We start from the raw sequence: 26700 nt of genomic DNA, 5'->3' as shown, positions 1-26700 counted from the left end.
ATGGACAGCATCCGATGGACCGTCCTGCCCGACGGCGTCGCCGACGCCGGTACCGTACGCGTGTCCGTACTGGTCAGCCCCACCCTGACCGGGATCGGTACGCTCGGGCAGTCCGCGTACTTCGCGAAGTGGCCGGAGCGGCTCGCGGCCCTGCTGCCCGCACTGTGGCTGGAGTTCAACAGCCCGGCGGGCACCTTCGCCAAGGAACTGCGGCCGACCGGCCGCTACCCGGCCGCCGATCCCGCTCTCTGGCGGACCCTGTTCAACGACGGCACGTTCGTCCGGCCCCCGCAAGGGCCTCCCGCGCTCGCCGCGCAGGGGCGGCGCACGCTGCGCTCGTACCCCGGCAGGCTGGTGCACGACGAGATCACCGGTCTCTACGAGGCGGTCGCGGTATACACCACCGAGAGCAGGCTGCGCACCGAATGGGCCCGTGAGGAACGGTTGCTGTGCGAGGAGCCGCCGACGGACCACCGGGGCTGGGAACTCCCCGCGCTGTTCCGGCTCACCGACATGATCTCGGAACCGGTGCTCGATCTCGGCCAGAACCTGCAGAACGGGTACGCGATCCTGGAGGACGCCCTCGACCCGCACGGCGTCCGTGCGGCGGACGACGGCCACGAACCCCGCTACATGGACCGTACGAGCGATGTGTACACCGGCGACAACAAGCGGGTGCTTCCGCTGGCGGAAGCCGCCCGCTTCTACGACCGGGGCAAGGAACCGGCCTCGCTCGCCGAGGAGCCCGCGCACCGGATCGACTTCCACGAGGCGTGCGGCCTGCTGGGCGACTATCCGGAGCTGCAGCGCCGGTTCGGTCTCGTGCTCGACCTGAGCTTCGCGATGCCCGCCGGGGTCGCCGACGGAGCGCAGGTCCGCGTGCACTTCGACGACCGCATCGCCGACGCGGGCCGTCTCAACGCTCCGGGCATGTGCCCGTGGACGAAGATCCGGTTCACCCCGGGCAGTGTTTTCCAGGCCGCCGTCGAGGACGGCGCGATCATCAGCGAGCGCATGCTGAACCTCGGCGACCCCGAGACGTGGCAGCTCACCGAGCTCGACGTGGACGGGGCAGCCCTCAAGCACCTCGACTACGCCCGCTCCGTCGCCGGTATGCGGCGGGCCGACCTGCCCTCGGGGCCCGAATCGGTGGCCCAACTGGTGTCGGGCACCGGCACACCGGCGGCCCGCGGCGCCGGGCTCACTCTGTTGCACTCCGACCGCGACCGGCACCTGGCCGGGCTCATCGGCGCCGACGTCGGCCGCCAGGTCGCCGCGGACGGGGCCGTCCTGACCGCCATGGACCTGGTGCGCGGGTACCGCGTGGACATCGGCGCCGTCGACCCGGCCACCGGCCGCGTCACGCAGTGGCGGTCGCTGCTGCGCCGCCGGGGTCGCTACACCGTCCGTCGTCCGGGACAGCAGCCCGTCGAGATCCAGGTCCGCCCGGACGAGGGGCTTGTGCGCGCCAGCGCGGTCACCGTCGACGCGGCGGACGACCGCCAGCTCTACGGCCATCAGGCCGTGTTCGGCTGGCACGGCTGGAGCCTCGCGGCGCCGCGCCCCGGCCGGACCATCGGCCTGGCCGACGAGCCGACGGCGCCCGAGCCACCGGTGTCGCCGGACGTGCCGCTGGACACCAAGTTCGCCGCGGAGCCCGGCTCGCTGCCCGCCCTGCGCTTCGGCCGCACCTACCGGATGCGGGCCAGGACCGTCGACCTGGCAGGCAACGGCCTCGACCACACGGCGGCCACACCGGACACCGTCCACTCCGACGCCATCACCTACGGCCGCTGGGAGCCGGTCCCGCAGCCCGTGGTGCTGCCGCTCCTGCCGTTCAACGAGGGGGAGTCCACCGAACGCCTGGTCATCCGCAGCACGGTCACCGACGACGGCCGGGAGATCTCCACCGACGAGTACGCCGTGCGCCGCTCGGACGTCCCCGACCACGAGGCCCGCTCGGAGGTGGACGGTCTGGACCGGCGGTACAAGCCGGTCTCGGAGCGGCATGTGGCGCCGCCGAAGACCGCCCTGCAAATGGCCGAGGAGCACGGTGTGTTCGACGCCGTCTTCGGCGCGGGCAAGCCCGACGAGGTCCGTGCGGAGTTCGTCGCCGTCGCGTCCCGGGAGGCCGGGTCCTTCCTGGACACCAAGGTGCGGGACCCCGAGTGGCCCTACCGTGAGCACGACCTGCTGCGCTCGGGCGACATCCACATCGCCAAGCACAACGTGCACGACCCGCTGCCGGTCACCCGCCTGCCGCTCCCCCGCCGCGGGGCCGAGCTGGAGCAGGGCGAGTTCGTGGTGCACAGCGCCGACCAGCTGATCCTGCCGTACCTCCCGGACGTACTGGCGGAGGGCGTGATGCTGCGCGGCCTGCCCGGCGACACGGAGAATCGCAAGATTCCCTTTCCCGGCCCGTGGCCGCAGGCCAAGCCGTTCAAGCTGCGCATCAGGGAAGGGAACGAGGAACCGCACTGGCACGACGGCCTTCTCGAGCGGGTCCTCGACGTGTTCCTCACCAAGGGTGAGATCGCCACCGTCCGGCTGAGCTGCTATCTGAACGCGCGGAAGCTGCCGCTGCTGCGGCAGTGGGGCCTCCTTACCGCTTCGTCGTTCTGGGCCGGACTGCCCGAGGGGGACAAGGCGTTCGTCGAGCGGGCGAGCGCCGACGGCGAGAACTGGATGCTCACCCCGTGGGTCGAACTGACCCTGGTGCACGCGGTGGAGAAGCCCGTCCACCGCCCCGAACTCGCCGGTCTCGTCTCCTACCGCACGGCCGAGCAGACCGCGGCACAGCTGACAGGGACACTGAGCAGCCACGCCGCGAGCAGCGGTCACGTCGAGGTGGACGCGCACTGGAGCGAGTGGCTGGACGACGTCACGCAACCCGCACCCCGGCGCATCGACGGACACACCCACCTGGAGGACATCACCCTGGCCTACACCGCGGACGAGGAAGCCGTCGGCCGCGTGCACGAGTTCGGTGACACCAGGCATCGCGACGTCCGCTACACCCCGACCGCCGTCACGCGGTTCCGCGAGTACTTCCACCCGAGCATCACCGAGGAACGCACCAACGTCATCCGAGTCGGCCCCGCCGCCGCTCCCCTGGCCGTGCCCAGTTCGCGCCGGCCCGAGCCGCCGGTGGTGGCGTACGTCGTGCCGACCTTCCGCTGGCAGCGGTCCGTCGACCGGGAGAACGACGCCGTCACCAGGCAGCGCCGCCCGGCGGGCCTGCGCGTCTTTCTGCGGCGGCCGTGGTTCTCCTCCGGGGACGACGAGATGCTCGCCGTGCTCCTCGACCCGGGTGGCACGACCGTCCCTGACGACTCCGCCGACACCTTCTTCACCCGCTGGGGCGTGGACCCCGTCTGGGCCGACACCACGGTGCTGCCGACACCCTCGGCCGCGCACTTCCCGAACGCGGCACGGAGCCTGCGGGGCCTGCGCCTCGCGGAGTCGCCCGACTCGGCACCGGTGCCGGTCGACGCGGTCGCCTTCGCGCCGACGTACCACGCCGAGCGGCGGCTGTGGTTCGTGGACATCGACGTGGACTTCGCCGCCGCGTCGGTGGCCGGTACGGCGTACTTCCCGTACGTGCGGCTCGCTCTCGCCCGCTATCAGCCGTACTCCGTCGAGCCGTTGCACCTCTCGAAGGTGGAACGCGCGGAGTTCTCCCAGCTCGTCCCGCCGCGTTCGGTCACCGGCCGCCGTGAGGGCAACCGGCTCACCGTGCGGCTGTCCGGGCCCGCGACGTACAACGAACTCGGTGAGCTCGGCGGCACAGGGGCGGTGGCCGCCGCCGCGAGCCGCCGGGTCGTCGTGAGCGTGCAGAGCCGGGCGAGCTTGCAGGAGGACGACATGGACTGGAAGGAGGTGGCCGCCCCGGTGGAGCTGGCCTGCGTGAGCGACGGTGGTTCGTTCGCATGGGCGGGCGGCATCCCCGCTCCGGTCGGCCAGTTGCTGACCTCGTACCGGCTGCTCGTGCAGGAGTACGAGCTCTACCGCTCCGACAAGGACACCGCCACGGACACCGTCACCGTGAACGGGACGCCCGTCCCGGCGGCCCGGCGTCTGGTGCACGCCGACTACTTCGCGCTGAACGTCGGACTGCTCGGCCGGATCGACTTCGAGCTCTAGAAACGGCAGGTGGTTGCGGCTCGGGCACCGGGATTGTTGTCGATCATGGAATGCGCCATTCGGGGCACTCGTCGTTCGATCAGATTCGATCAGATTCGTGAACGACGTCGAGGAGGCCCCGTGCTCGTCCGGGACAGCAAAGTTAGTACGCGCCACCCCAAAACGGCGCGAGCGGTGCCGGGGCCGGTCATCGGCCTGGCCCTCTTCGGCGCCGTGCTCTGCGCCGCCGTGCTGCTCTTCATGCGCTTCGCCCACTGGGCGGGGGCCCATCCGTTCGCGGCCATACTCCTCGGGCTGCTCGCCGTTCCCGTGCTCTACGTGCTCTTGCGCGCGATGCCACGGGCCAGAGAGCTGCGCCGTGCGGCCCGCGCGGGGATGGTCCAGGCCGACCGTGAACTGGCCGAGGCGGCGCAGCACTGCGACGCACCCACGTCCGTCGCACCGGCGCCTGTGCCCGTCGCGGCCTCCGTGGTCCAGGAGGCCGTTCCCACCGCCCCCGTCGGGGCGCGGGACGGACTCACCGCCGTACTGCCACCGGCGGCCCCCGACTTCGCGGCTCTCGACCCCGACGGGTTCGAGGCGGCCGTCGCCGGGCTCTGCGAACGGGACGGCTGCCGCGAGACGGAGGTGGTCGGCGGCGCGGGTGACCTCGGCGCCGACGTCCTTGCGATCGCGCCCGACGGCCGACGCGTCGTCGTGCAGTGCAAGCAGTACGGCCCGGCGAACAAGGTCGGCTCCCAGGACCTGCAGCGCTTCGGCGGCACCTGCTGGTCCGTGCACGGCGCCCAGCTGGCCGTCGTCGTGACGACCAGTCAGTTCACCGAACCGGCCCTGGAGTACGCGGAGTCGTGCGGTATCCGCTGCGTGGACGGCGACGAACTCGCCGCCTGGGCGGAGGGCTCGGGTCCTGCGCCCTGGGGGCCCGCGATGGTGGAAGGCGCCTGAGAGCTTGTCTTTGAACCCCCGTCTGCGCTCCGGACGGGAGCATGCGCCGGGGCCGGACCGCGAGGAGCGGTCCGGCCCCGGCCTCTTTCCGTCAGCGGTTGCGCGTCCGCTCAGAAGGTGGCGGGCCCCGGAGGCCTCGGGCCCGCTTCGGGCGTGCCCGGGGAGCCGGGGGTGGCCGGCCGGTGGGAGCCGTAGTACGTGCCGACCTGGTCGTGGTAGCCCGCGTCACCGAGGTGCTTGTTCTTGTCGAACTCGGGGGCGCTCTTGATCTCGTCCTTGGTCCGCGCGACCTGGATCGTCTTCGCCTCGGCGTCGATTCCGATGATGGTGCCCGCGGGCAGCAGGACCTCCTTGCCGAAGATCCACACACCGGTGTCCACGACGATGTACTGCGAACCCACGTCGTGCGAGTGCTTGTCGACCTTGCCGATGTGCCCGTCCGAGGCCTCGACCTTGTAGCCCGTCAGGTCAGCGTCAGGAGTGTGACCAGCACTGGCCGGGTAGTTCCAGATGTTCTCGGTCATGGTGGTACCTCCGTGCGTCAGTCGCTTGCGGTCGGTCGGTGCGGGGCTGCACCGTGCGTCCGTTCCGGCGACATCCCTCGGTTCTCCGACGCGGACATCACTAAACAAATCCCTGCGAACCGATGGCCGACCTGTCCGAACCACCACGGGTCCTCGGGCGGATCCGGTCGCCGCGGCGATGTTTGCGATCACCGTCAGCGGTCAAGCGGACTGCATCACCTGATGTCGAAGCCAAGGGAGCGTGAGCGGATCATGACCACCAACGAGAAGGCCAAGGCCAAGACCGAACAGGCCACCGGCGCCGCCAAGGAGGCCGCGGGCCGCACCGTCGGCAACGAACGCCTCACCGCCGAGGGCCGGACCGAGCGAATGCAGGGCGACGCCCGTCAGGCCAAGGAGAAGATCAAGGACGTCGGCAAGCGCTAGGCGTATTGATCACGGACATTGTCGACGCCGGTGGGCGGACTCCTCTTGAGGGAGTCCGCCCACCGGCGTTACCGCGGCCCGTACGGGCCGGTGTTCAACTCGCCATCCCGGCCGGTTCACCGGCCACGTAAGAGCCTCCCTGGTTGTTGAGGATCACCCCGAGTCTGTTGGTCGCGTTGATCATGGCGATCAGGGAGACGAGCGCGATCGTCTGATCGTCGTCGTAGTGCTTGCGCACCAGGTCCCAGGTCGCGTCGGACACGCCCTCGTAGGCGTCGACGATCCGCGTGCCCTCCTCGGTGAGGGCCAGCGCGGCCCGCTCGGCCTCGGTGAACACCGTGGCATGGCGCCAGGTGGCGACCAGGTGAAGCCGGGTCGGAGCCTCCCCCGCGGCCTCGGCGTCCTTGGCGTGGATGTCGGCGCAGAAACCGCAGCCGTTGAGCTGGCTGGCGCGCAATTGCACCAGCTCCTGCGTGGCCTTGGGCAGCGGCGACCCCTGGATCACCTGGCTGACGGCGTAGATCCGCTTGCCGATCCTGGCACCGATCTCGTGGGCGAACAGATTCATGCGGGGTTCCATGTCTTCGTCCTCATTCGCACGTTTCACGCAACGTTCTGACGACCACGAGATGCCGGTCGCCCGGCCCTTGTGACGACGTGATCATGTGGCGTAGAACACGGTCCACCGGTGTCACAGAACGGCCGGGAGCGGTGTCTTGTGCGCGACACGGTCGAGAGCGAAGAGCGGGAGTCAGCCATGAGCGAGCGCGGCACGCGGACAGCGGACGCGGGTGGGGCGCACGCGCGTGACGGTCGTACGGACTCCGCCACCGAAGCGTTCGTCGCCCACCGCAATCTGCTGTTCACCGTCGCCTACGAGATGCTCGGTTCCGCCGCCGACGCGGAGGACGCCCTGCAGGAGACGTGGCTGCGCTGGGTGGATGTCGACCTCGCCACGGTGCGGGATCAGCGGGCCTACCTGGTTCGGATCGCCACACGGCAGGCGCTGATCCGGCTGCGTACGCTCCGTCGGCGAAGGGAGTCCTACGTGGGCCCGTGGCTGCCCGAGCCGCTGCTGACCGCGCCCGACGTGGCCGAGGACGTGGAGCTGGCCGACAGCGTCTCGATGGCGATGCTGCTCGTTCTGGAGACGCTCGCGCCGACCGAGCGTGCGGTGTTCGTGCTGCGCGAGGTGTTCGACCTGCCCTATGACGACATAGCGGAAGCCGTCGACAAGAGCCCGGCCGCGGTCCGGCAGATCGCCCACCGGGCGCGGGCCCATGTCGCGGCGCGGCGGCCGCGCGAGGCCGTCTCCCGGGCCGAGACCCGCGAGGCGCTCGCCGGGTTCCAGCAGGCGATCGAGACCGGCGATCTGCGGCGCCTGCTCGACATGATCGCGCCGGACGTCGTCCTGCTGACGGACGGCGGCGGAGTCGTACGGGCCGCGACGGCGCCCGTCGAGGGCGCCCAGACGGTGGCCGCCGTGCTGAGCAGGATCGACGCGACGGCGTTGCTGCAGCCGGCACAGATCAACGGCTTTCCGGCCCTGACCATCCACATCGACGGCGCGATCGACACCGTCCTTGCGGTGCGCATCGATGCCGGTCTCATCACGGGGCTCTACGCCGTGCGCAACCCCGCGAAGCTGTCCCGCGTCGCACGCGAGACCGCTGTGAGCCGCTGAGCGCAGGGATCCGCGCGGTCAGGCCGTCATGTGTGGGCATCGCGCGCCGCCGGACGGGAACGCGGTCTCCAGCTCGTCCGCCATGGCGGCGAAGAAGCGCTTCCCCTCGGCGGACTGGCGGGACGTGGACCAGGTGTAACCGGCACACGCGGCCATGACCGTGTGCAGGGCGTGCCGGCCGAGGCCCTGGCCCTGCCAGTGCGCGGCGACGGCGATGTTGCCGATGTGGCCGTGCCGGCACGGGTGGCAGACCTGGTACTCGAGGCAGCCCACCGGCCGGTCGGAGCGGTCAAGCATGGTGAGGGCCCGGCGGCCCGCCGGTGCCGTCTCGACGGCGTGCTCGAAACGCACGGCGGGCGGCCGGGCCGGGCTGCTCACTCGGCTCTGCCGCCCGGTCTGCGGCCCTTGGCCAGGGCGGCGGCGTCCTGCCGGAACGCCCATGTCATCTCGGGTTCCATCGTGAAGCGGAACATCCGCTGCACCGGTGGCGTGCAGAGGAGTGTGATCACCGCACCGGCGACGAGGGTCACGGTGATCTCGCCGAGCGGCCGGTGGAGCCAGTCGGCCTCGTACCAGTTGCCGAAGCGGGAGCCCTTGGCCAGGAAGCCGTGCAGGAGATAGCCGTAGAGCGTCCCGGCGCCCAGAGCCGTGAACCACAGTTTCCGACCCGGTACCCAGGCGAAGAAGCAGGCGACCAGGACCAGGGAGCACCCGAACATGGCGGGCGTCATGATGACGCCCGCCCAGCCGGGCGCGGACAGTTCCTGGGCGCTGTCGCGGCGGTAGAACCATGCCGCGCTCATCCGGGGCGCCGCCCAGTAGGCGAAGACCAGCGCGGCGGTGAAGACCGGAATCGCCAGGATCCGCGCCTCACGGCGGCGCACCAGCTGGAAGTGCTCGGGCTTCAGGACGAGGCCGAGGACGAAGAAGGGCAGGAACTGCAGTACGCGCTGGAGGTCGAGGTCGTCGCCGATGTCCGGGGAGACGGACGCGAGGACGGCGATGGCGAGCGCGAGCGGCAGCGGCCACCGCACGATCTTCCAGAGGGGCGTCGTGAGGCGCCAGATGAACAGTGCGGCCAGGAACCAGGTCAGGTACCAGGGGTCGAGCAGGCTGATGGGGTAGTCCGGGTCGCCGCCCACCCACCTCTTGAAGAACGTGTACGCGACTTCGAAGATCACGTACGGCACCGCGATCCCGGTGATCAGGCGTCTGAGCCGGTTCGGGCTCGCGTCGAAGCTCCGCGAGAAGTAGCCGGAGATGACGATGAACGCCGGCATGTGGAAGGTGTAGACGGTCATGTAGAGCGCGGCGGCGGCCCGGCTGTCCCCGCGCAGCGGTTCCCAGGCGTGTCCCATGGCGACGAGGACGATCGCGAGGTATTTGGCGTTGTCGAAGAACGCGTCCCGTCGCTTGACCGGCTGCGAGGGTCTCCGCTCCGGGGCCGCGCGCTCGGCGGGAGCCGAACTCACGGCGGGCCGCTGGGGAGGAAGCGGCATCGCATGGCGGCCTGTCGGCCGTGACGGCTCCTTCAAGGTGCCTCCCGCAGTGAACCTGGGCACGGTGAACCTGGGCATCTCCGGCACCTTAGCCATACTTCTACAGCCGCGTAAAACTCCTCTGACCGCAGGAACACGCGTGCGGGGCAGGCGTCACAGGACGGCCGAAGGGCGGCCCGCGAGTTCGGCGGGCGGCTGCGCGGAATCCCTTTACCCAGGTCATGGGCCGATGGGCGGCGAGGGCGCGGGGCGGGGCCGATGGCCCTGCGCGGCGCGACGCCCGGCAGCCTTCGGCGGCGCGGACCGCGGTGCGCGCCGGTGAACTGCGCTCGTTCGGGTGGTGTGGCGGGCGTGGGGGTGACGTGGGCGAAGGCTGGCGCGGAAGAGGCCGGTCCGGCGCCTGTTCAGGGCGTCGGGCCGGCCTCTCCGATGCTGTGGTGCCGTACTCGGCCGGTGTCCGTACCGAACCCGGTCAGGTACCGAACCCGGTCAGGCACCGAACCCAGTCAGTCCGTGCCGAACTCCATCGCGGCGCGGTCCAGCATCTCGTCGTCCCCGGAGACCTCGCCGCGCGAGGCGATCGCCTGGGCGCCGCCCTCCGGCATGGTGCCGATCAGGCCGGTCGCGGCGGCCTGGGCGGCGCCGATGGAGGTGTCGGAGCTGCCGATCAGGCCGAGGCCCGCGTACTGCTCCAGCTTGGCGCGCGAGTCGGCGATGTCGAGGTTGCGCATGGTGAGCTGGCCGATCCGGTCGACCGGGCCGAACGCCGAGTCCTCGGTGCGCTCCATGGACAGCTTGTCCGGGTGGTAGCTGAAGGCGGGGCCCGTGGTGTCGAGGATCGAGTAGTCCTCGCCGCGCCGCAGCCGCAGCGTCACCTCGCCGGTGACGGCCGCGCCCACCCAGCGCTGGAGCGACTCGCGCACCATCAGCGCCTGCGGGTCCAGCCAGCGGCCCTCGTACATCAGCCGTCCGAGGCGCCGTCCCTCGTTGTGGTACTGGGCGAGGGTGTCCTCGTTGTGGATCGCGTTCACCAGGCGCTCGTACGCGGCGTGCAGCAGGGCCATGCCCGGCGCCTCGTAGATGCCACGGCTCTTGGCCTCGATGATCCGGTTCTCGATCTGGTCCGACATGCCCATGCCGTGGCGGCCGCCGACGGCGTTGGCCTCCATCACCAGGTCGACGGCGGAGGCGAACTCCTTGCCGTTGATCGTCACCGGGCGGCCCTGGTCGAAGCCGATCGTCACGTCCTCGGCGGCGATCTCGACCTCGGGGTCCCAGAACCGCACGCCCATGATGGGCTCGACGGTCTCCACACCGGTGTTCAGGTGCTCCAGCGTCTTCGCCTCGTGGGTGGCGCCCCAGATGTTGGCGTCGGTGGAGTACGCCTTCTCCGTGCTGTCCCGGTAGGGCAGCTCGTGGGCGAGCAGCCACTCCGACATTTCCTTGCGGCCGCCGAGCTCGGTCACGAAGTCCGCGTCGAGCCAGGGCTTGTAGATCCGCAGCTGCGGGTTGGCGAGCAGCCCGTACCGGTAGAACCGCTCGATGTCGTTGCCCTTGAAGGTCGAGCCGTCGCCCCAGATCTGGACGTCGTCCTCGAGCATCGCCCGGACCAGGAGCGTGCCGGTGACGGCGCGGCCGAGCGGCGTGGTGTTGAAGTACGCGCGCCCGCCCGAGCGGATGTGGAACGCCCCGCAGGTGAGCGCGGCAAGACCTTCCTCCACGAGCGCCTCGCGGCAGTCGACCAGGCGCGCGATCTCGGCGCCGTAGGCCTTGGCGCGGCCGGGCACCGAGGCGATGTCGGGCTCGTCGTACTGCCCGATGTCGGCGGTGTAGGTGCACGGGACGGCACCCTTGTCGCGCATCCACGCGACCGCGACGGAGGTGTCGAGACCGCCCGAGAAGGCGATGCCGACGCGTTCGCCGGCGGGGAGGGAGGTGAGGACCTTAGACATAGGAAGAGTATGCATCATCGCGCATGGTCATGCAAAGGTGGCCCGAGCCCGAGGGGTGCTCAATGGGTGTGTCGCGTGATGCGGGGGGGAAGTCCTGCACTGCTTGGTAGAGCCCCTCGCGTTCGGCTGCGAGGGCTTCGATCAGTGCCCAAATCGTGTTGACCGCCCCGGGCAGGCAGTGCTGGAGTCGGCCCGTGGACAGCATCCCCGCCAACCGGCGGCTCTGGAACCGGATCAGCAGCGCCTACCAGCACGCGCACGACCCGCAAATCGGCGCCACGCCCCGGCTCTGGGGCATGTACTCCATCCCCGACGCGCACCTGCACGCCCTGGGCGACGTCACCGGCAAGCGCGTCCTCGAACTCGGCTGCGGCGCCGGCCAGTGGTCCAGGGCCCTCGCCGCCGAGGGCGCCACCGTGGTCGGGTTCGACCTGTCCGAAGCCCAACTCGCCGCAGCGGCCCGCGCGATGGGAGCGGCCCGCTACCCGCTGGTACAAGGCGCCGCCGAACAACTCCCCTTCGCCGCCGACAGCTTCGACCTGGTGTTCTGCGACTTCGGCGGGCTCAGCTGGGCGCCCCCGCACCTGGCCGTCCCGCAGGCCGCACGCGTCCTGGGCCCAGGCGGGCGCCTAGTGTTCAACGTCGCGAGCCCATGGTTCGAAGCTTGCTACGACGATGCCGCAAGCCGCGTGACCACGACGCTGCAGCAGGACTACTTCGGGCTGAACACCATCGCCGAAGACGACGGCGACGGCGCGACCAGCTATCAACTCACCTACGGCGACTGGGTCAGGGTCCTGCGCGGCGCGGGTCTCATCATCGACGACCTCATCGAGCCGCGGCCCGGAATCGGAACACCCAACGGCTACAACGAAACCGACCCGCCCGACTGGGCACACCGCTGGCCGGCGGAACTGCTCTGGGTAACCCACAAACCGCGTCGCCTCACCGGCCCTGCGTGATCAGGCACAGGCCAAGGGTGCTCTCAGCTGTGTCGTGCTCGGGGGAGCTGCCAGTCGCCGCCGCGGTCCTCCTTCGACCAGCGGGCGACGAGGTCGGGGACGCGCAGGAGGCAGGCCAGTGCGGTGACCGCCTGGAAGGCGTCGATGGCGCGCTGGGTTTTCGGCATGGCCAGGCGCAGGAGCCGCGGACTCACCGCAGTCTGGATCTGGTCGACGAAGGGCCGCAGCACGGTGTCGTAGTCCGCCAGTGCGGTCGGCAGATCGTCCGGGTGCCGATTGATCGCGTCGGCCAGGACGTGGGCGCCGACCAGGCCGCCGGAGATCCCCATGCCGCTGTAGGGGGAAGCGCAGTGCGCGGCGTCCCCTGCCAGGACCACGCGGCCCTTGGACCAGGTGCCGGTGCGCACCTGGGCGATCTCCTGGGAGTAGAAGAAAGGGCTGGTCTTCATGCCCTCGATGAAGCGCTCGGTCTGCCATCCGGCGTCGCGGAACCTGCTCGCCCAGAACTCCCGCTGCCGCTCGACGGGTTCCCGGTGGATCGCCGAGGCTTCCTCGGATTCTTCTCGCAGCACGAAGTAGACCTGGGTCTCGGTCGGATGGTGGCTGCGGCGCATGATCTGACGGCCGCCCGGGACCATGTAGGTGTCCCGGATGTTGCTGTCGGATTCGATGCGCGGGACGAACCAGTACGCCATGTGGATGCCGACCCGCCAGTACGGGTCGAAGCCCTCGGGGAGGATCGCCCGGCGGATGCGTGATCCCTGCCCGTCCGCGCCGACCAGGAGGTCGAACTCGCCGGTCGAGCCATCGGAGAAGTGCGCGAGGACCTTGCGCTCGTCCTGTTCGAAACCGTCCACGCTCTTGCCGAAGACGTACTCGGCGTCGCGCTCGGTCGCATCGTTGAGGATGCGGACCAGGTCGCCGCGCATGATCTCGTACTCGGACGTCAGTGTCTGGCGGCCCTGCCCGGAGGCATTGGCCATGATCGTCGCCCTGGCCCTGCCCCGGGCGTCGATGAAGGCGACGCCCTTCTCGTCCACGAGCTTGCCCCGGACGTCGTCGAGCAGCCCCATGCGGCGGACGGCCTCGATGCCCTGACCCCGGAGGTCGACCTGGGCGCCGGTGGCCCGCAGCGCGGGGAAGCGTTCGACGACGGTCACCCGGTGGCCGCCCCGCGTCAGCCAGAAGGCCAATGCCTGCCCCGCGACTCCGCCACCGGCGATGAGGACTCGTAAGGATCTCGTTCCCGAACCCTGTGTCATGCACACCACCTCAAAATCTATCGGTGAATGATTCCTTTCCAGAGTTCTCTATCAGCGATAGATTGTCAACGTGACGAAGATGAACCGTGAGTCCGTGGTCGCCGAGGCGCTCAACCTGCTCGACGAGGTCGGCCTGGATGCCGTCAGCACACGGCAACTGGCGAAGCGACTGGGAGTCGAGCAGCCGTCGCTCTACTGGTACTTCCGCACCAAGAAGGACCTCCTGGCCGCCATGGCGCAGGCCGCGATGGCGCCCCATGCGACCGCACCGCTGCCGACGCCCGAGGACGACTGGCGCGAATGGTTCGTGGAGAACACCCGCAGTTTCAGGCGCACCCTGCTGATGCGCCGCGATGGCGCCCGCCTCCATGCCGGATCCACGCCCACCGCGGACCTCGACCGGATCCGCCACAAGATGTCTTTCCTCGTCAGCTGCGGCGTGCCCGAGCACGACGCGCAGATGGCGATGCTGGCGGCCGGCCGCTACACGGTCGGCAGCGTCCTGGAAGAACAGGCGGAGTCCGGCCCCGGGGACGGCCCGGACCTACCCGCCGACCTGCCACTGATCGATCCGGAATCGGCGTTCGAGGCGGGACTCTCCCTCATCGTGGACGGCCTGTCCCCGCGCGTCACGACATAGACGCGGTATCAGGCCGCTCCGTCGAAGGGGGTGACACGGCGGTACGCGGCCCGCGCGTACCACACCCGGGCCGCCGCCGTGCCGATGAGGGCGGCAGCCAGCAGGCACGCCACCCAGCCCAGGTCCCGGTGGCCGGCCCAGGAGAGCTCACCGGTGGGGTGAGCGGCGAAGACGTTGAGGAGGGACCAGCACAGGACGGCCGTTCCCGGTGCCGCGACGAACCGGCCGAGCATGCCGAGCAGTGCGGCGAGGACGGACAGGGCCGCGAGGGCGAGTCCGGTGCGGTCGAGCGCGCCGAGCAGGTCGAACGTGATCACAAGGACCAGAGAACCCGAGCAGGCCGTCGTCCAGACGAACGGGGTGGCCATGGGTTCGGGAACGGCCTTTGCCCCTTTGGCGATGTACCGCCACTCCACCACCGTCGTTCCTCCCCACCACCGGGCGCCGGGTGCAACTCCGGCCCCGGCCTCACCCCAGCCGGATCCACGTGCCACGAGACCGGCGCACCGGCGCAGAGCGCGGGCGTGCTCTCGTCGGCCGATTGTCCCACCCCCTCGCGGCGCTGCCGAGATCGGTATCGGCGTCGTCGCACACGTCGGATCCGGCCGGGACCGGGTCAGTAGAGCTTGTTCACGGCCGTGGCGGTCGTGGCCTTGAAGTCGGCGACCTGGGCGTCGGCGAAGCCGCCCATCTGACCCCACTGCACGAGCGTCACCGTGGTGCCGTCACGGCCCACCGAGAACATGTTGATGTCGGAGGCCCCCCACGTGGCGGTGGTGTGGACGCCGTAGACATGCGCGCCCTCCTCGACATCGACCTTGCCGTAGTACTTCTGCTTCGCGGTGATGTCGGGGTTCTGCCGCATGACCTTCTTCGCACAGCCGTCGAGGTCCTTGCGCAGCAGGGCCGCGAAGTCCTTGGCCCGCTGCACGCTGCGCTCGACGACGGTCACCTGCAGTGCGCCGGTGTCAAGGTCCGTGCGATAGGCGCGGTGCACGGAGATCGACGGCAGCGCCTCGCCGACGCACATCGGCAGCGGGTCCGGCTGGCCGGACGTCACCGGTCCCGCGGTCCACCGCGACGAGGCATGCGGCGGCAGTTCGGACGCGGCCAGGAACCGGGGCGTACCGGCTGCGGCGGCGGGCACCGTGCCGGCCGCCACACCTGCGGCCGCCAGGGCGGCACCCATCGCGAGCAGTCCCTTGTTCACGCGCATGTTCATCTCCACTGTTTCCCCCATCTGGCTTGCTCTGTCTGCTTGTTCGGGCGGACAGCGCCGCCCTTCACTCCCACGCCACATACGACCCGCGGCTCCGCTCGGGCGTTGCCCTCGCGTACGTCACAGCTCTGTCTCCCGTGTCACCGAACCGCAACAGCGCGCCGCTGCCGGGGAGTCGTCCCCATGAAGCCACGCCTGGCCACCGGCACCCGTCCCGCCTCAGCTGTGACCATCGCAGTATTCACTCGTTTGATGGAGGTCAGGACGCAACGTCGTCAGCCTTCGGAAGGCACTTTGACCGATGAGCACATCGCAACGGCGCCGGGCGACGGGACCCGAACGGGTGGCCCTCGACCATGCCGAGGCCGTCATCGTCGACCAGTACACCCGGCTCGTACGCCTCGCCTACCTCACCCTGCCCAGCACCCTCAGCCGACACCGGCGCGTTCTCGTCGCCCACGCTCTGGTGCAGCGCGCACTGCCCGGCCTCCGGGCGCGGCACGCCCTCTCGCGGATCCCGCAGCCGAGGGCGGGGGCGGCGTGGGTGACGGTGCGTGTGCTGTGCGCGGCGCTGGCCCACGAACACCGGCCGCGTGGGTGGCCCGACCGGCTGCCGCCGCCCCGCGCGTTGCGCCCGGTGCTGCCCTTCGTCTGGGGTCTGCGTCTGTTTCCGCGCGCCGGTGGCACCGAGGAGATCGTGCTCGCGCAGCTCCTCGCGGAGGTGTCCGCGCCTGCCCGCGCGGCGTTCGTGCTGGGCCGGCTCGACGGGCTGCCCCGTCCCGAGGTGGCGCAACTGCTCGCCGACGCCGACGTGTCCGACCCGCAGGAGGCCCTTGACGCCGCCTGCGGCATCGAGGAGACGGTGGGCGAGGCGGCGGGGGCGCTGCTGCGGTCCCAGGAGTTCGACGCCTGTTCCGTGCAGACCCGCCCCACCGACCTGCTGCGCCGCAGGCGTCGGTTCCGGGTTCTCTGGTGCGCGGCGGCCGGCGTCGCCGTCGTCTGCGCCGCGCTCGCGTCGCTCGGCTCCGTGTCCAGGGGCGAGGCGCCCCGGCCCGCGGCCGGTCCTCCCGCGATCAGCGCCGACGCGCTGCTGCGCACCTCGCCCGACGCGTGGGCGGACACCTCGCGGGTGGACTTCACCGCGTGGCCCGCCCGCGGCTCCCGCGTGGACGACCGCGCACTGCTCACGCGCGCGCTCGGCGCCTGGACCGATCCGCCGCGCGGCACCCGGGTCGGGGCAGCGGCGGCCACCACCACCGAACCGCCGACCAAGGCGACCCAGTTGCTGTACGCCGCCGTCGTGGGCCGGGAGGCGGTCGTGCTCTTCCAGGACGGCCGCCGCGTGGTCCGCTACGGCGAGCCGCTCGCCGCGTCGTCGCCCGCGTCCCTTGACTTCTCGCGCGCCGACGACTCCGACGTGACCACCGCGGCGGCGCTCGCCGTCAGCCGGTCGGACGGCAAGGTCCGCTATCTCACCGCCCCCTGGATCGCGGAGGCCCGCACCCGCGACCTGCTGAGCCCCAACAGTCCCGGCCGCCCGCTCGACGTCTCGGGCGAGGGCCTTACGGAGCCCGTCGGCACGCCGTCGGCCGCGGGCGCCTGTGACGCCCTGCCGGTGCTGCAACTGCGCTCGTCAAGGCGGATCGTGGAGAAGCACGCGTTCCTCGTGGCCGACCTGGGCGGCCTCTCCCCCGTCCACCTCAGCTACACGCCGCTGCCGGGAACCGGCGCCCAGGCCCGCCAGCCGCGCGAGGCCACGAGCAGAGCGGCGCTGCTGAGCTGGGCCCACGGCGCGTGCCGCCTCTCCGAACTGCGCGGGAACGGCGTACGGGCCGTCAATCAGTGGGACTTCGCCGAGCAGCGGCTCCCCGAGGACGGCGGCCGGGCGGTGTGGTCCTGCACGCGTGCCTCGACCTGGCGCGGGCCCGGCAGCGTACTGCTCCAGTTCCGTACGTCCACCCAGTCGGCGACGGCGCCGGCGCAGATCGTGGGACGGGCCCGCGCGACGGCGGCCTGCAGCCGGTTCGGCCAGCACGTCGTGGCGGACGCCCGCTGGACGGCGGGCTCGGGCCACCGTTTCCTGCTCGCCGCGGGCAGTCGCGAGGTCACCCGGATCTCCGTCACCGGCGATGTCGACGCCGAGAAGCGAGGGCGGCTCCTGGCGGTCCGGGCCCCCAAAGATGCCCGGGTGACGGTGCGGGCACGTCTGGCGGACGGTCAGGCGCTGGCAGAGGTGGGGCGGTTCGAGGGCCGGTAGCCGTGCGGGGCTGTTCGAGGTACTTCACCAGAGGTCACGCTAGCGCCCCGCTCTGTCCCCGCATTCCGTCGCCGCTTCGGCGAGTGCGCGTACCAGTGGGGTCGCGCGGTCGGTACGCCAGACGAGGGCCCACTGGACGGGTGGGGCGTCGTGGAAAGGGAGGAAGGCGACGTCGGGCTGCGCGTTGTAGCGCCGCCCCTCGTCGGGGACGGTGCACACCGCGTCGCCCGCCGCGACGAGGGCGAGGATCTCATAGAAGGTGGAGACGGCCGGGCCGCGTCGGACAGGGCGTCCGGCCGGTGTACGGGCCGGCAGGACGGCGCTCTGCCAGTAGGCGGGAGAAGGACCGTTCAGGCGCGGCACGACGTGGTCGCCGAGCACCTCCATGCTCACCGACTCCTGCCGGGCGAGCGGGTGGTCCCGGGCCACCATCAGGTGGAGCGGCTCCTCGCGCAGCACCACTCCGACGGTCAGGTCCGGCTCGCGAACCGGCAGCCAGGTGGTCACCGCGTCGACCTCACCGGCCCGCAAGGCCCCGAACGTATCGCTGAAGAACACTTCCTTGAAGCGGAGTTCGACGGACGGGTGGAGGGCCCGGAAGTGGGTCAGAACAGGGCGCATGTCATGCATCTGTGCACCCATGACCCCCAGCGTCAGTGTGCCGGTCGGGTGGCGGGCGATGGTGGTCACCTCGGCGATGGCTTCCTGGAGGCCCTCGTACGCCGGTTTCAGCCGCTGGAGCAGCACCTCCCCGACAGGGGTCAGCCGCACGTGGCGGCTGCTCCGCTCGAAGAGCTGAGCGCCGATGGCGCGTTCCTGCTTCTTGATCGCCTGGCTGACACGGGCCGGGGAGACGTGCAGGCGTTCGGCACTGCGGCCGAAGTGGAGCTCCTCCGCGAGCGTCAGGAAGATCTCTATGTCCCGCAGCTCCATCCCGTCCCCGGTTTCCTCGTGGTGTCCCGAATCCGTGAACCTCTGGGTTAACGATCATAACAAGATCGGTCATTGCTCCCGGGTCGCTCGCTGAGCATGCTGGGTGCCGAGCCGTTGGCCGCCCTCCGCGGGCGGCGGCATGAGCCGTACGACGACAACACCGTGCACGAACCTCACGGAGAGATCCCCGCGTGACATCTGACTCGAGCGCCGGTCGCACACCTGACCCGGCCACCCCTCAGCCGCTGCCTGCCCACGAGCGAGTCGTCTTCCTCGAGCCACTGGCTGCCGGAACGACCGTCGTGGCAGGTGACTTCGCCCTGGTGGCGGGCCTGGAGCCGCAGCGATGACGGCCCGGGCCGTCGAGGAGTACGTGGCGTGCGGTCGCGACAGCGGCCCGTACGCGCTCACCACGGGACCGGACGGTGCGCTGTGGTTCACGATGGTGCACAGCGGCCGGATCGGCCGGCTCGTCCCCGGGCAGGAGCCGACCAGTCATCAGCTCGCCCCGGACAGCGGTCCGACGGTCATCAGCAACGGGCCTGACGGGGCACTGTGGTTCACCGAGTACCGGGCCCACCGGATCGGCCGGATCACGACGGCCGGCCAGGTGACGGAGTTCGTGCCGCCGACCGCGCAGTGCGGTCCCTTCGGTATCGCCGCGGGGCCGGACGGCGCGCTGTGGTTCACCGAGACCGCCGCCGACCGCATCGGCCGCCTCACCACCGACGGATCGATCACGGAGTACCCGCTGCCGCGCACCGGCACGTTCCCCTCTGCCATCGCCGCGGCCGGGGACGCGATGTGGTTCACGATGAACCAGGCCAACGCCATCGGCCGGATCGGCATGGACGGCCGCATCACGGTCCACGAGCTGCCCACGGAGGCGGCCGCGCCGGTGGGTATCGCCGTCGGGCCGGACGGTGGCGTCTGGTTCACCGAGATCGCGGCAGGCCAGATCGGGCGGCGAGCGCCCGACGGCCGGATCACCGAGTACCCGCTGCCCGACCGCTCGGCCCGACCGCACGCCGTCACCACCGACACCGACGGCACAGCCTGGTTCACCGAGTGGGGCGGCAACCGCGTCGGCTCGATCACTTCCGACGGTACGATCACCGGCCACGGCCTGCCCACCCCGGCCTCCGAGCCGCACGGGATCGCCGTGGGCCCGGACGGCGCGCTGTGGACGGCCCTGGAAACAGGCGCACTGGCCCGCATCCGACCGACCACCACCAGAACCGACATCACGACCAGAACCAACACGACCAGAACCAACACCACCACCAGGAACACCGAACAGAGGAACGCCTCATGAAGTACGCCCTCGTGATATTCGAGACGCACGCGTCACGCGCCCAGATCCAGGCCGATCGCGACGCCTACCGCAAGGCGTACGAGACGTGGATCGGCGAGCTCGCGGCAGCGGGCAAGCTGGTGGGCGGCGACGCCCTCGACACCGAGCACCAGGGCCCCGTCACCGTGCGCAAGACGGCGGACGGATCCGTGGCGGTGACCGAGGGGCCCGTGCACAGCGGCGAGGAGACCCTCGGCGGCTGGTTCGTCCTCGAGGTGGCCGACCGCGCCGAGGCGATCGACCTGGCCCGCGGCTTCCCCACTCCGGAGGCGCTGGAAATCCGCCCGGTCCTCGAATCGGCCTGAGCGGCAGGTGGCCCTCGCCCCCTCCCCTCACCCCGTCCAGAGAGCAGCGCAGCGTGTCGCCGTCCTTCGTCCACCGGATCACCAAGTACGACCCCGCCGACCGTGACGAGCGCGGCCACTACACGGGCACCGAGGACACGGTCAGTGACCACGGGACGGTCGAAGCCGCGTACCTGGCGGCCGTCGCCGCCTTCGCGGAGGCCTCGGGCGTCGACCGGCTGGAGATCCGCGAGCCGTCGGTCACCGGGTTCGTCCACTTCGGCGTGGAGCCACCGGTCGGGGGGCACGGACTCGGCGGGCTCTTCCCGGCCGATCTCGCCGGGTACCACGACGGTGCCGTGGTGTCCCTCACGGTCGCGCTCGAGCTGGTCCGGGCCATGCTCCGCGGCCAGGGTGCCTGGTGCCGCCTGGAGGTGGGGGACGTGTTCACCGTGCACGTCGGGTGGGACCAGTACGTGTACGTGGGCAGCGACCGGCGCTGCGCGGACGCCGTGGCCCGTACCCGGGAGCTCGGCCTCTTGCCGGAACCGACGGCGGTCTCCCCCTACGCGGCGGAGTTCGACGAATCGGAGGTCACCCAGGCCGCCGACGCGGGCTTCTGGACGCGTCTGCGCGGGGAGTTGGCCGCACGGCAGGCAGTGCTCCTGGAGGAGGCGTACGTCCTCAATGCCGCACGCTGGCACCGCCTCACGCCGGAGAACCTCGACGCGGTGCGCGCCGGACTCGGCCCGCGCGCCCTGCTGACCGTCTGGCCCGACCTGAACCCGGACGTCGGCGCCGTCCTCGCCGCGCTGCCCGAGGAGGGAAGCGTGGAGTTCGTCTGGGAGGCGCGGGACGGGACGATCAGCCACACGATCGTCGACGAGACCGAATACCAGGGCCTCGCCGACTTGGTGGCCGGCGCGCGGGCGGCCCGCGCCCTGCCCATGTACGTCGACGAACGCCACCCGCTGTTCTGCGCCGCCCTGCCCGACAGCGACGGCGTCCTGCGCGCCCGCTGGTGAAGCGGTTCGCGCGGGGCGAGCGGTACCTCGCTGACGTCCTCGGGCGGCTTCGACGGGGCCGGCCCGGCAACCGAGGCCCTGCCGTCCGCTCCGGGGGTCAGTCGTGCGCCACCGTCACGAGTTTCCATCCGGTGCCGGCGCACCCCTGGTGCGGGGGCGGGAAGCGGTGGCCGCGCACGTCGGTGCTGTACCGGTGGTGCTGCCCGCACTCGCACTCGTAGATGCCGGACTCGGGCACGATCTCGCCGGGCCGGTAGATCCGCTCGGCCTGGTCCTGGTTGTCGCTCATACCTCTGGTCTAAGGGGCCGCGCGCCCGCCCGCGACTCGGAGCCCCCGGCCGGGCCAGCGCGGGTGGCGGGCGTCGATGACGTAATCGTGTGCGTGGTGCCAGCCGTGCGGCCCGGCGTGGGCACCGGCGAGGTGCGGGTCGCCTGCGGGCAGGGTGGTGTGGAGGTGGGCGAGGCGGGATGGGTCGCGGGCGGGCCACAGGCCGACGGCCGCGGTGGCGGCGGCGAGGGCGATCCCGGCGAGCGCGGCGGCGGCCGTGCTCGTTCCGGCGGTGGTGGCCAGCCAGCCCGCGAGCGGGTAGGTGAGCAGCCAGCAGCTGTGGGTGAGGGCGAACCGGGCAGCAAACGCGGCCGGCAGGTCGGCGGGCGCGGCCGAGCGGCGGAGCAGCCGGCCGGCGGGCGTGAGCACCATGGAGGTGCCGACGCCGAGGAGGGCCCAGGCGAGCAGCAGCCCGGCCCAGGACCGCATTCCGTACGCGAGCCCCGTGGAGAACACGGCGAGCACGGCGCCGAGCACGAATCCGGCGGGGAGCATCACCGAGCGGTCGCCGAATCGTTCCAGAGCCCGCGGCAGAAGCAGGGCGGCCGCCACGGACCCGGCCCCGAACGCGCCGAGTGCCAGCGATACGTCGCCCGCGCCGCGGTGCAGATGGTCCCGGACGAGCACCACCGTGTTGATGATGACCATGGAGCCGCCGGCAGCCGCGGCGAGGTCGAGCGCGAGCAGGGCGCGCAGCCGGGGTGTGGCCCAGTACAGGCGGGTGCCGAACGTCGCTCTGGCGTAGCTGCCGCCGTCGCGCTCGACCGGGAGCGGCGTCGGCAGAACGACGGACATGACCAGCGTCGCGGAGGCGAGGAAGCCGAGGGCGGTGCCGACGAACAGCCAGTTGTAGGTGATCAGTGCGAGCAGCCCGGCCGCGAACACGGGGCTGAGCAGGCTCTCCAGTTCGTAGGCGAGGCGCGAGAGGGTCAGGGCTCGGAGGTAGTCGCGCTCGGCGGGCAGGATCTCGGGGACGGTGGCCTGGAAGGTGGGGGTGAAGGCGGCCGAGGCGGCCTGCAGCAGGAAGATCAGGACGTAGATCTGTCCTACGTGGTTCACGAAGGGCAGGGCGAGCGCGATCGCGGCCCGGGTGATGTCCATCGACACCAACAGGGCCCGGCGGGGCACGCGTTCGGCGAGGGCGCCGATGACCGGGGCGAGGCCCACGTAGGCCACCATCTTGATCGCCAGCGCGGTGCCCAGGACCGCGGAGGCGTCGGCTCCCGCGAGCTCGTACGCGAGCAGGCTCAGGGCGACGGTCGCCAGGCCCGTGCCCGCCAGGGCCATGATCTGTGCGGTGAACAGGCGGCGATAGGTGCGGTTGCGGAGCACTGAACGCATGGGGCGTCCCCCTGGGGCGGCAGTCCGGACCGCTCCACGGTAGATGACGCGTGCGCAGGTGCGCACACGTCATCACTGAAACACGTCATCGCTGGAACACCTCATCGCTGGAACAGCACAACACTGGAACAGCACAACACTGGAAACGGGCGGCTCAGGGATGCCAGGGCTCGCCGGTCACCTGGTGGTCCGCATGGCTCAGCGCCTCGGTGACCAGTCGGCGCAGATGGCCGTCGCGCATCGAATACACCATGCGGCGCCCGTCCTTGCGGGCCTCGACGAGACCGGCGAGCCGCAGCTTGGCCAGATGCTGGCTGACGGCCGGCCGCGCCGCTCCGCTGGCGGCGGCGAGACCGGTCACGTCCGCCTCTCCGCCCGCAAGGAGCCACAGCAAGTGCAGGCGGGTCGGGTCGGCAAGCAGCGCGAACACCGTCGTGGCGGTCTCCAACTGCGCTCTGCTCGGGCTGCGTTGGTGCCCATGGTGGGCAGGTGAGGATGTGTCGCGCTCCGGCATGACCTCATCGTAGGTCCGCATAGGTCCGCATAAGCCGCCGCGTAGGTCCGCACGGGCGGCTGCGGGCGAGGGCCCGTCCGGCGGACAGGCCCTCGGGGTCAGCGAAGGCCGCGCTGCGGCCCCTTCGCCTCGATCATGTCCCAGCTGTCCGTGACCATGGAGACCTTTCCCTTGGCCGGGATGTACGCCTCCCCTTGGTGCAGGTAGTCGACGAGGAACACCATCTCGGACTTCTTGCTGCCGACGAGGGAGGCGATCTCCGGGGACGGGGTGATGAGCGCGGCCGGGTCGGTGGTGTGCATGTACTCCTGGACGTCGGCGTTGAAGAAGGTCAGCGTGCCGGACTCCTTGGTCCTCAGCGCGTAGACGTTCTTGTGGTCCGTCTTGCCCGCCTTGAACTCGGACTTGCCGCCGGGGTTGAGCATCTTGTTCTGGTCCAGCGGGAACTGCGTCATCCACTTCGCGGTCTCGCTCGCGCCGACCTTCGAGCCCAGCTTCTCGTCGCCCGAGTAGAGGGCGATCAGCGCGTCGTCCATCTGGTCCGGGGAGAGGACGCCCTGCTTCTTGCCCGTGTCGGCGACCGGGACCGCGAACCCGTCGGCGTCCTTGGCGAGTTCGGGCGGCTTCGGGTCCTTCTTGGTGGTCCAGCCGCTCCACACCGCCTTCCAGTCGCCGCCCTTCTCCTTGTCGAAGACGACGGTGGCGCGGCTGGTCCCGGGCGAGGTGCCGCCGCTGTCCTTGGTGTCGGCGCGCAACGCGAACCAGGTCACGCCGCTCTTCGCGGACGGGATGACGTACTCGCGGTTCACGTAGGAGAAGGGCTTGCGGCTGTCGGCCCGGTCCTTGGCGGTCCGCAGCTTGTCCTGGCGGTAGCCGTTCGCGCTCGTCTCGAAGAGCCCGCCGCCCTCGACGGCGGACAGGACGCTGCTGTCGCGCTTGGCGTTGGCCCGGTTGTTGACCTTCACGTAGTTGTCGACGATCTCCTTCGCCCCGGCCTGCGTGACCACGCCCTTGGGCGCGCGGTCGGCGGCGGTCCTGTCGTCCCCGGACTTCGCGTCGTCCCCGGAGTCGGACGAGCAGGCACTGGCGGTGAGGGCGAGCACGGCCGTACTCGCCGCCATGAGAAGGGCGGCGCGGTTCGTGCGGTGCGTGAGCATGGAGTTCCCCGTTGGTCGCGGCGGTGGCCGGCGTTCGTGGCCGTAGCTGATGTTCTCGGCGGAACGCAACGTTAGCTTTCGCACCGAACCGAGTCCCGGGCAGGGCCGGGGGCGGCGCCTCGGCGGCCGCCGCGGGCACCGTCGGTGGCGCGGGCCCGGCGGCCGGGTGTCGTACGGGGATGAGCGCGGCGACGACCGCGGCGGTCACGCCCACGCCGCAGCCGATCGCCATGGCGACGCGGAAACCGCCCTCGCAGGGCAGGGCGTATCCACCGAAGTCGATGGTCAGCTGGGCCAGGACGACGCCGATGGACTGCGTGACGGCGGCTACGATGCCCGCGAAGGCCGGGTTGCCGACCACGATGTCCGGACGGGTTGCCGGTCGCGCACTGCCGGCGCTGCCAGCGCGCATCCCGGGCCCCGACGGCGGCATCGCCCGTAGTTCGCCATCACCGACGACGGCCGCCGCCGTCCGGCGGGCGACCGCTCCGAGAACCTGACCGGCCTGGCGAAGCTCCTGGCCGAGCGGACCCCCGAGGAGGCGGCTCAGCTCGCGGACTGCCTCGGCCGCCTCAACCGTGACATCGAGCGCCTCGACGGCCGTCCCTGGTCAGCCGGTCGATCTCCTCGGTGACCGCCGCCCGGAGCGTGTCGTGCCGGGGCGCAAGGGCATGCCGTTGGTCCTGCCAGTTCTCTCGTGGGTAGAGCCAGACCGGCTTGTGCACCAGGTCGGCCGGCTCCCACTCGAAGCGCGGCCACACATGAGCGTGCAGGAACCCGTCGGTGTTCCCGAGGATCTCCAGGTTCACCCTCCGAAACTCCGGATCAAGGCTTCGACAGGCACGCTCGACCGCTTCGCCGAGCAGATCCATGTCGGCCAGGAAAGCCGACCGCTTCGCCTTCGGAAGCTCCGACAACCGCTCCACGTGCGGATCGTCGACGAGCAGGACCGAGTATCCCGGCAGGAACTGCACGTCCCCCAGCGCCGCGAACCCCGCCCTCAACCGCCGCATCACCATGGGGTTCTCGCCCGACAGAGCACTTTGGATGCGGTCTTCGCGCCACTCGGTGCCGGTCTCGGTCGTCATCAGGCGTCGGATCCGTCCACTCGTCGGTCACCGGGTCGGTGCTGGGCGATCAGCATGCGGGCCATCCGGCGGGCCCGGAGCGCGGCGTCGGCGTCCCCCTCCGCCGCCGAGATGATCGAGCCCTTCATCAGGATGTGCCAGGAGCGGGCGAACGAGTCCGCGTCGCGCAGCCCCGCCTCTTCCGCCATGCCGCGCACGAGGGCGCGGATGTTCCGCAGGTAGCCGATGCTCGCCCGGCCCAATGGGTGCTCGCCGCCCATCTCCAGCAGGACGTTGATGAACGCACAGGCGTCAAAGCCGTCGCTGCGGAACCACTCGTCGAAAACGTCGAAGATCGCCAGCAGCCGTTCTTCCGGCGTACCGCCACGACTGCGGGCGCCCGCCATGACGGTCCCCAGGGTCCACTGCCTCTCCCGGCGGGCGAGGAACTCAAGGACGAGCGCGTCCTTCGACGGAAAGTGCCGGTAGAGCGTCGCCTTGGCGACCCCTGAACGTGCCACGACCTCCTCGATGCCGACAGCACGGATGCCGCGTCGCGAGAAGAGCTCGTACGCGGTTCTCAATATCCGTTCGCGAGGCGCCAGTCGGTACGTCTCTGTCGGTGGGCCGCTGTCCATCACCGTCCAGAATAGTCCTGGACAGAGCCCCCGCCCGCTGCCATCGTCTAAGCAACGGCTCACGAGACAGACCGGTCTTTCTGTCCCAGCCGATCACTGACTTCGCTGATCACTGACTTCGCTGATCATCGATCAGCGAGGTTCGCGCCCCAACCACCACCCCAGGGTCCCGGTGTACGCACCAACCGGCAGAGCAGCCGACGCGGGAGCACCGGCCGCTCGCCCAACCACCGGGAACCGCCTGACGGGTGGGGCCCCGGGCTCCCTGGCGCACCCCTCCCACCAGGTGAGCGGGCCCCACCCGTCGGATGTACCCGGCTGCTCCGACTGGTGGGGCTGCTCCCGAGCGCCCGGTGAGCTCCGAAGCGCTGAAACCGGCATGAAACCGCGCTGAAGGCCCCGTGCCGCAGTCTCTGCGGCATGACGATCACCACCACAACGGCTGCGCGCCACGACCTGGCCATCGCGGCGCACGGGCTGCGGAAGTCCTACGGCGAGAAGACCGTCCTGGACGGCATCGACCTGGAAGTCCCGCAGGGCACGATC

25 protein-coding genes and 3 pseudogenes are annotated in these 26700 nt (G+C 71.0%); 13 read left to right on the top strand and 15 right to left on the bottom strand.

Translation table 11 applies throughout. The features are described from left to right. Positions 1 to 4143 (top strand): hypothetical protein, encoded by a 4143-nt coding sequence (locus tag ABZ953_RS34325; RefSeq protein ID WP_361732529.1) that lies wholly within the window; start codon positions 1 to 3, stop codon positions 4141 to 4143. Between the two features lie 174 nt (positions 4144 to 4317). Further along, complete coding sequence (locus ABZ953_RS34320; RefSeq protein ID WP_361732527.1) at positions 4318 to 5088, top strand: restriction endonuclease; 771 nt, start codon at positions 4318 to 4320, stop codon at positions 5086 to 5088. Between the two features lie 185 nt (positions 5089 to 5273). Here the strand turns inward: ABZ953_RS34320 and ABZ953_RS34315 are convergent. Continuing rightward, a pseudogene (locus ABZ953_RS34315) lies at positions 5274 to 5612 on the bottom strand (PRC-barrel domain-containing protein); the annotation flags it as partial. Positions 5613 to 5864: 252 nt separating this feature from the next. On the opposite strand from ABZ953_RS34315, the gene ABZ953_RS34310 reads away from it, so the two are divergent. After that, complete coding sequence (locus ABZ953_RS34310) at positions 5865 to 6038, top strand: CsbD family protein (RefSeq protein ID WP_361732525.1); 174 nt, start codon at positions 5865 to 5867, stop codon at positions 6036 to 6038. Between the two features lie 94 nt (positions 6039 to 6132). Here ABZ953_RS34310 and ABZ953_RS34305 read toward each other — a convergent pair whose 3' ends face one another. Continuing rightward, on the bottom strand, positions 6133 to 6618 hold the full coding sequence (locus tag ABZ953_RS34305; protein WP_361732523.1) for a carboxymuconolactone decarboxylase family protein: 486 nt from the start codon (positions 6616 to 6618) through the stop codon (positions 6133 to 6135). Between the two features lie 177 nt (positions 6619 to 6795). On the opposite strand from ABZ953_RS34305, the gene ABZ953_RS34300 reads away from it, so the two are divergent. Then, the gene (locus ABZ953_RS34300; protein WP_361732613.1) at positions 6796 to 7722 is read left to right on the top strand and encodes an RNA polymerase sigma-70 factor; all 927 of its coding nucleotides are present in this window, start codon (positions 6796 to 6798) and stop codon (positions 7720 to 7722) included. Positions 7723 to 7740: 18 nt separating this feature from the next. Here the strand turns inward: ABZ953_RS34300 and ABZ953_RS34295 are convergent, their stop codons facing one another. The 3 genes from ABZ953_RS34295 to argG form a co-directional block, all read right to left on the bottom strand. Next, positions 7741 to 8100, bottom strand: a complete 360-nt coding sequence (locus ABZ953_RS34295; protein WP_361732522.1) for a GNAT family N-acetyltransferase — start codon at positions 8098 to 8100, stop codon at positions 7741 to 7743. After that, positions 8097 to 9299 (bottom strand): acyltransferase family protein, encoded by a 1203-nt coding sequence (locus ABZ953_RS34290; protein ID WP_361732520.1) that lies wholly within the window; start codon positions 9297 to 9299, stop codon positions 8097 to 8099. Before ABZ953_RS34290 ends, ABZ953_RS34295 begins: the two co-directional genes overlap by 4 nt. A 428-nt stretch (positions 9300 to 9727) precedes the next feature. After that, the gene (gene argG, locus ABZ953_RS34285; protein ID WP_361732518.1) at positions 9728 to 11173 is read right to left on the bottom strand and encodes an argininosuccinate synthase; all 1446 of its coding nucleotides are present in this window, start codon (positions 11171 to 11173) and stop codon (positions 9728 to 9730) included. A 194-nt stretch (positions 11174 to 11367) separates the two neighbouring features. Between argG and ABZ953_RS34280 the strand changes: the two genes are divergently transcribed. After that, on the top strand, positions 11368 to 12135 hold the full coding sequence (locus ABZ953_RS34280; protein WP_361732516.1) for a class I SAM-dependent methyltransferase: 768 nt from the start codon (positions 11368 to 11370) through the stop codon (positions 12133 to 12135). Between the two features lie 23 nt (positions 12136 to 12158). Here the strand turns inward: ABZ953_RS34280 and ABZ953_RS34275 are convergent, their stop codons facing one another. After that, positions 12159 to 13397, bottom strand: coding sequence for an FAD-dependent monooxygenase (locus ABZ953_RS34275; protein WP_361732514.1), 1239 nt, complete (start codon positions 13395 to 13397; stop codon positions 12159 to 12161). Between the two features lie 79 nt (positions 13398 to 13476). Between ABZ953_RS34275 and ABZ953_RS34270 the strand changes: the two genes are divergently transcribed. Continuing rightward, positions 13477 to 14037, top strand: a complete 561-nt coding sequence (locus tag ABZ953_RS34270; RefSeq protein WP_361732611.1) for a TetR/AcrR family transcriptional regulator C-terminal domain-containing protein — start codon at positions 13477 to 13479, stop codon at positions 14035 to 14037. An 8-nt stretch (positions 14038 to 14045) separates the two neighbouring features. Here the strand turns inward: ABZ953_RS34270 and ABZ953_RS34265 are convergent, their stop codons facing one another. After that, positions 14046 to 14453, bottom strand: a complete 408-nt coding sequence (locus ABZ953_RS34265; protein ID WP_361732512.1) for a hypothetical protein — start codon at positions 14451 to 14453, stop codon at positions 14046 to 14048. 200 nt (positions 14454 to 14653) lie between these two features. Beyond that, positions 14654 to 15259, bottom strand: coding sequence for a hypothetical protein (locus tag ABZ953_RS34260; protein WP_361732609.1), 606 nt, complete (start codon positions 15257 to 15259; stop codon positions 14654 to 14656). 298 nt (positions 15260 to 15557) lie between these two features. Here ABZ953_RS34260 and ABZ953_RS34255 point away from each other — a divergent pair, with 298 nt between their 5' ends. Beyond that, on the top strand, positions 15558 to 17513 hold the full coding sequence (locus tag ABZ953_RS34255) for a hypothetical protein (protein ID WP_361732510.1): 1956 nt from the start codon (positions 15558 to 15560) through the stop codon (positions 17511 to 17513). A 39-nt stretch (positions 17514 to 17552) separates the two neighbouring features. Here the strand turns inward: ABZ953_RS34255 and ABZ953_RS34250 are convergent, their stop codons facing one another. Continuing rightward, positions 17553 to 18446 carry a LysR substrate-binding domain-containing protein gene (locus ABZ953_RS34250; RefSeq protein ID WP_361732509.1) on the bottom strand — a complete coding sequence of 298 codons (894 nt, stop codon included), beginning with the start codon at positions 18444 to 18446 and terminating at the stop codon, positions 17553 to 17555. A gap of 191 nt (positions 18447 to 18637) precedes the next feature. Between ABZ953_RS34250 and ABZ953_RS34245 the strand changes: the two genes are divergently transcribed. The 4 genes from ABZ953_RS34245 to ABZ953_RS34230 are packed head-to-tail and all read left to right on the top strand — an operon-like array spanning position 18638 to position 21109. Then, positions 18638 to 18796 (top strand): hypothetical protein, encoded by a 159-nt coding sequence (locus ABZ953_RS34245; RefSeq protein WP_361732507.1) that lies wholly within the window; start codon positions 18638 to 18640, stop codon positions 18794 to 18796. After that, positions 18793 to 19761, top strand: coding sequence for a virginiamycin B lyase (locus ABZ953_RS34240; protein WP_361732505.1), 969 nt, complete (start codon positions 18793 to 18795; stop codon positions 19759 to 19761). The genes ABZ953_RS34245 and ABZ953_RS34240 overlap by 4 nt, the downstream gene beginning before the upstream one ends. After that, a complete protein-coding gene (locus tag ABZ953_RS34235; RefSeq protein WP_361732503.1) occupies positions 19758 to 20105 on the top strand; it encodes a YciI family protein in 348 nt (115 codons plus the stop codon). Before ABZ953_RS34240 ends, ABZ953_RS34235 begins: the two co-directional genes overlap by 4 nt. A 53-nt stretch (positions 20106 to 20158) precedes the next feature. Next, a complete protein-coding gene (locus tag ABZ953_RS34230) occupies positions 20159 to 21109 on the top strand; it encodes an RNA-binding protein (protein ID WP_361732501.1) in 951 nt (316 codons plus the stop codon). A gap of 97 nt (positions 21110 to 21206) precedes the next feature. Here the strand turns inward: ABZ953_RS34230 and ABZ953_RS34225 are convergent, their stop codons facing one another. The 4 genes from ABZ953_RS34225 to ABZ953_RS34210 all read right to left on the bottom strand — a co-directional run bounded on the left by ABZ953_RS34225 (position 21207) and on the right by ABZ953_RS34210 (position 24449). Next, positions 21207 to 21398, bottom strand: coding sequence for a hypothetical protein (locus ABZ953_RS34225; RefSeq protein WP_361732499.1), 192 nt, complete (start codon positions 21396 to 21398; stop codon positions 21207 to 21209). A gap of 9 nt (positions 21399 to 21407) precedes the next feature. Next, the gene (locus tag ABZ953_RS34220; RefSeq protein ID WP_361732497.1) at positions 21408 to 22778 is read right to left on the bottom strand and encodes an MFS transporter; all 1371 of its coding nucleotides are present in this window, start codon (positions 22776 to 22778) and stop codon (positions 21408 to 21410) included. A 154-nt stretch (positions 22779 to 22932) separates the two neighbouring features. After that, positions 22933 to 23292, bottom strand: a complete 360-nt coding sequence (locus tag ABZ953_RS34215; RefSeq protein WP_361732494.1) for a metalloregulator ArsR/SmtB family transcription factor — start codon at positions 23290 to 23292, stop codon at positions 22933 to 22935. Between the two features lie 98 nt (positions 23293 to 23390). Beyond that, positions 23391 to 24449 (bottom strand): hypothetical protein, encoded by a 1059-nt coding sequence (locus ABZ953_RS34210; RefSeq protein WP_361732491.1) that lies wholly within the window; start codon positions 24447 to 24449, stop codon positions 23391 to 23393. 407 nt (positions 24450 to 24856) lie between these two features. Here ABZ953_RS34210 and ABZ953_RS34205 point away from each other — a divergent pair. Next, positions 24857 to 25083 (top strand): annotated as a pseudogene (locus ABZ953_RS34205) (MarR family transcriptional regulator); the annotation flags it as partial. Here ABZ953_RS34205 and ABZ953_RS34200 read toward each other — a convergent pair. After that, positions 25022 to 25537: a diadenosine tetraphosphate hydrolase gene (locus ABZ953_RS34200; protein WP_361732488.1), complete on the bottom strand. Its 516-nt coding sequence runs from the start codon at positions 25535 to 25537 to the stop codon at positions 25022 to 25024. The pseudogene ABZ953_RS34205 and the gene ABZ953_RS34200 sit on opposite strands and share 62 nt — an antisense overlap. Next, positions 25537 to 26154, bottom strand: a complete 618-nt coding sequence (locus tag ABZ953_RS34195; protein WP_361732485.1) for a helix-turn-helix domain-containing protein — start codon at positions 26152 to 26154, stop codon at positions 25537 to 25539. Before ABZ953_RS34195 ends, ABZ953_RS34200 begins: the two co-directional genes overlap by 1 nt. 420 nt (positions 26155 to 26574) lie before the next feature. Between ABZ953_RS34195 and ABZ953_RS34190 the strand changes: the two are divergent. Next, a pseudogene (locus ABZ953_RS34190) lies at positions 26575 to 26700 on the top strand (ABC transporter); the annotation flags it as partial.

The sequence above is a fragment of the Streptomyces sp. NPDC046465 genome, from assembly GCF_040646035.1.
Classification (GTDB): Bacteria; Actinomycetota; Actinomycetes; order Streptomycetales; family Streptomycetaceae; genus Streptomyces.
Note: the sequence above shows the minus strand (reverse complement) of the source record. Positions and strands in the feature narration are given on the sequence as shown.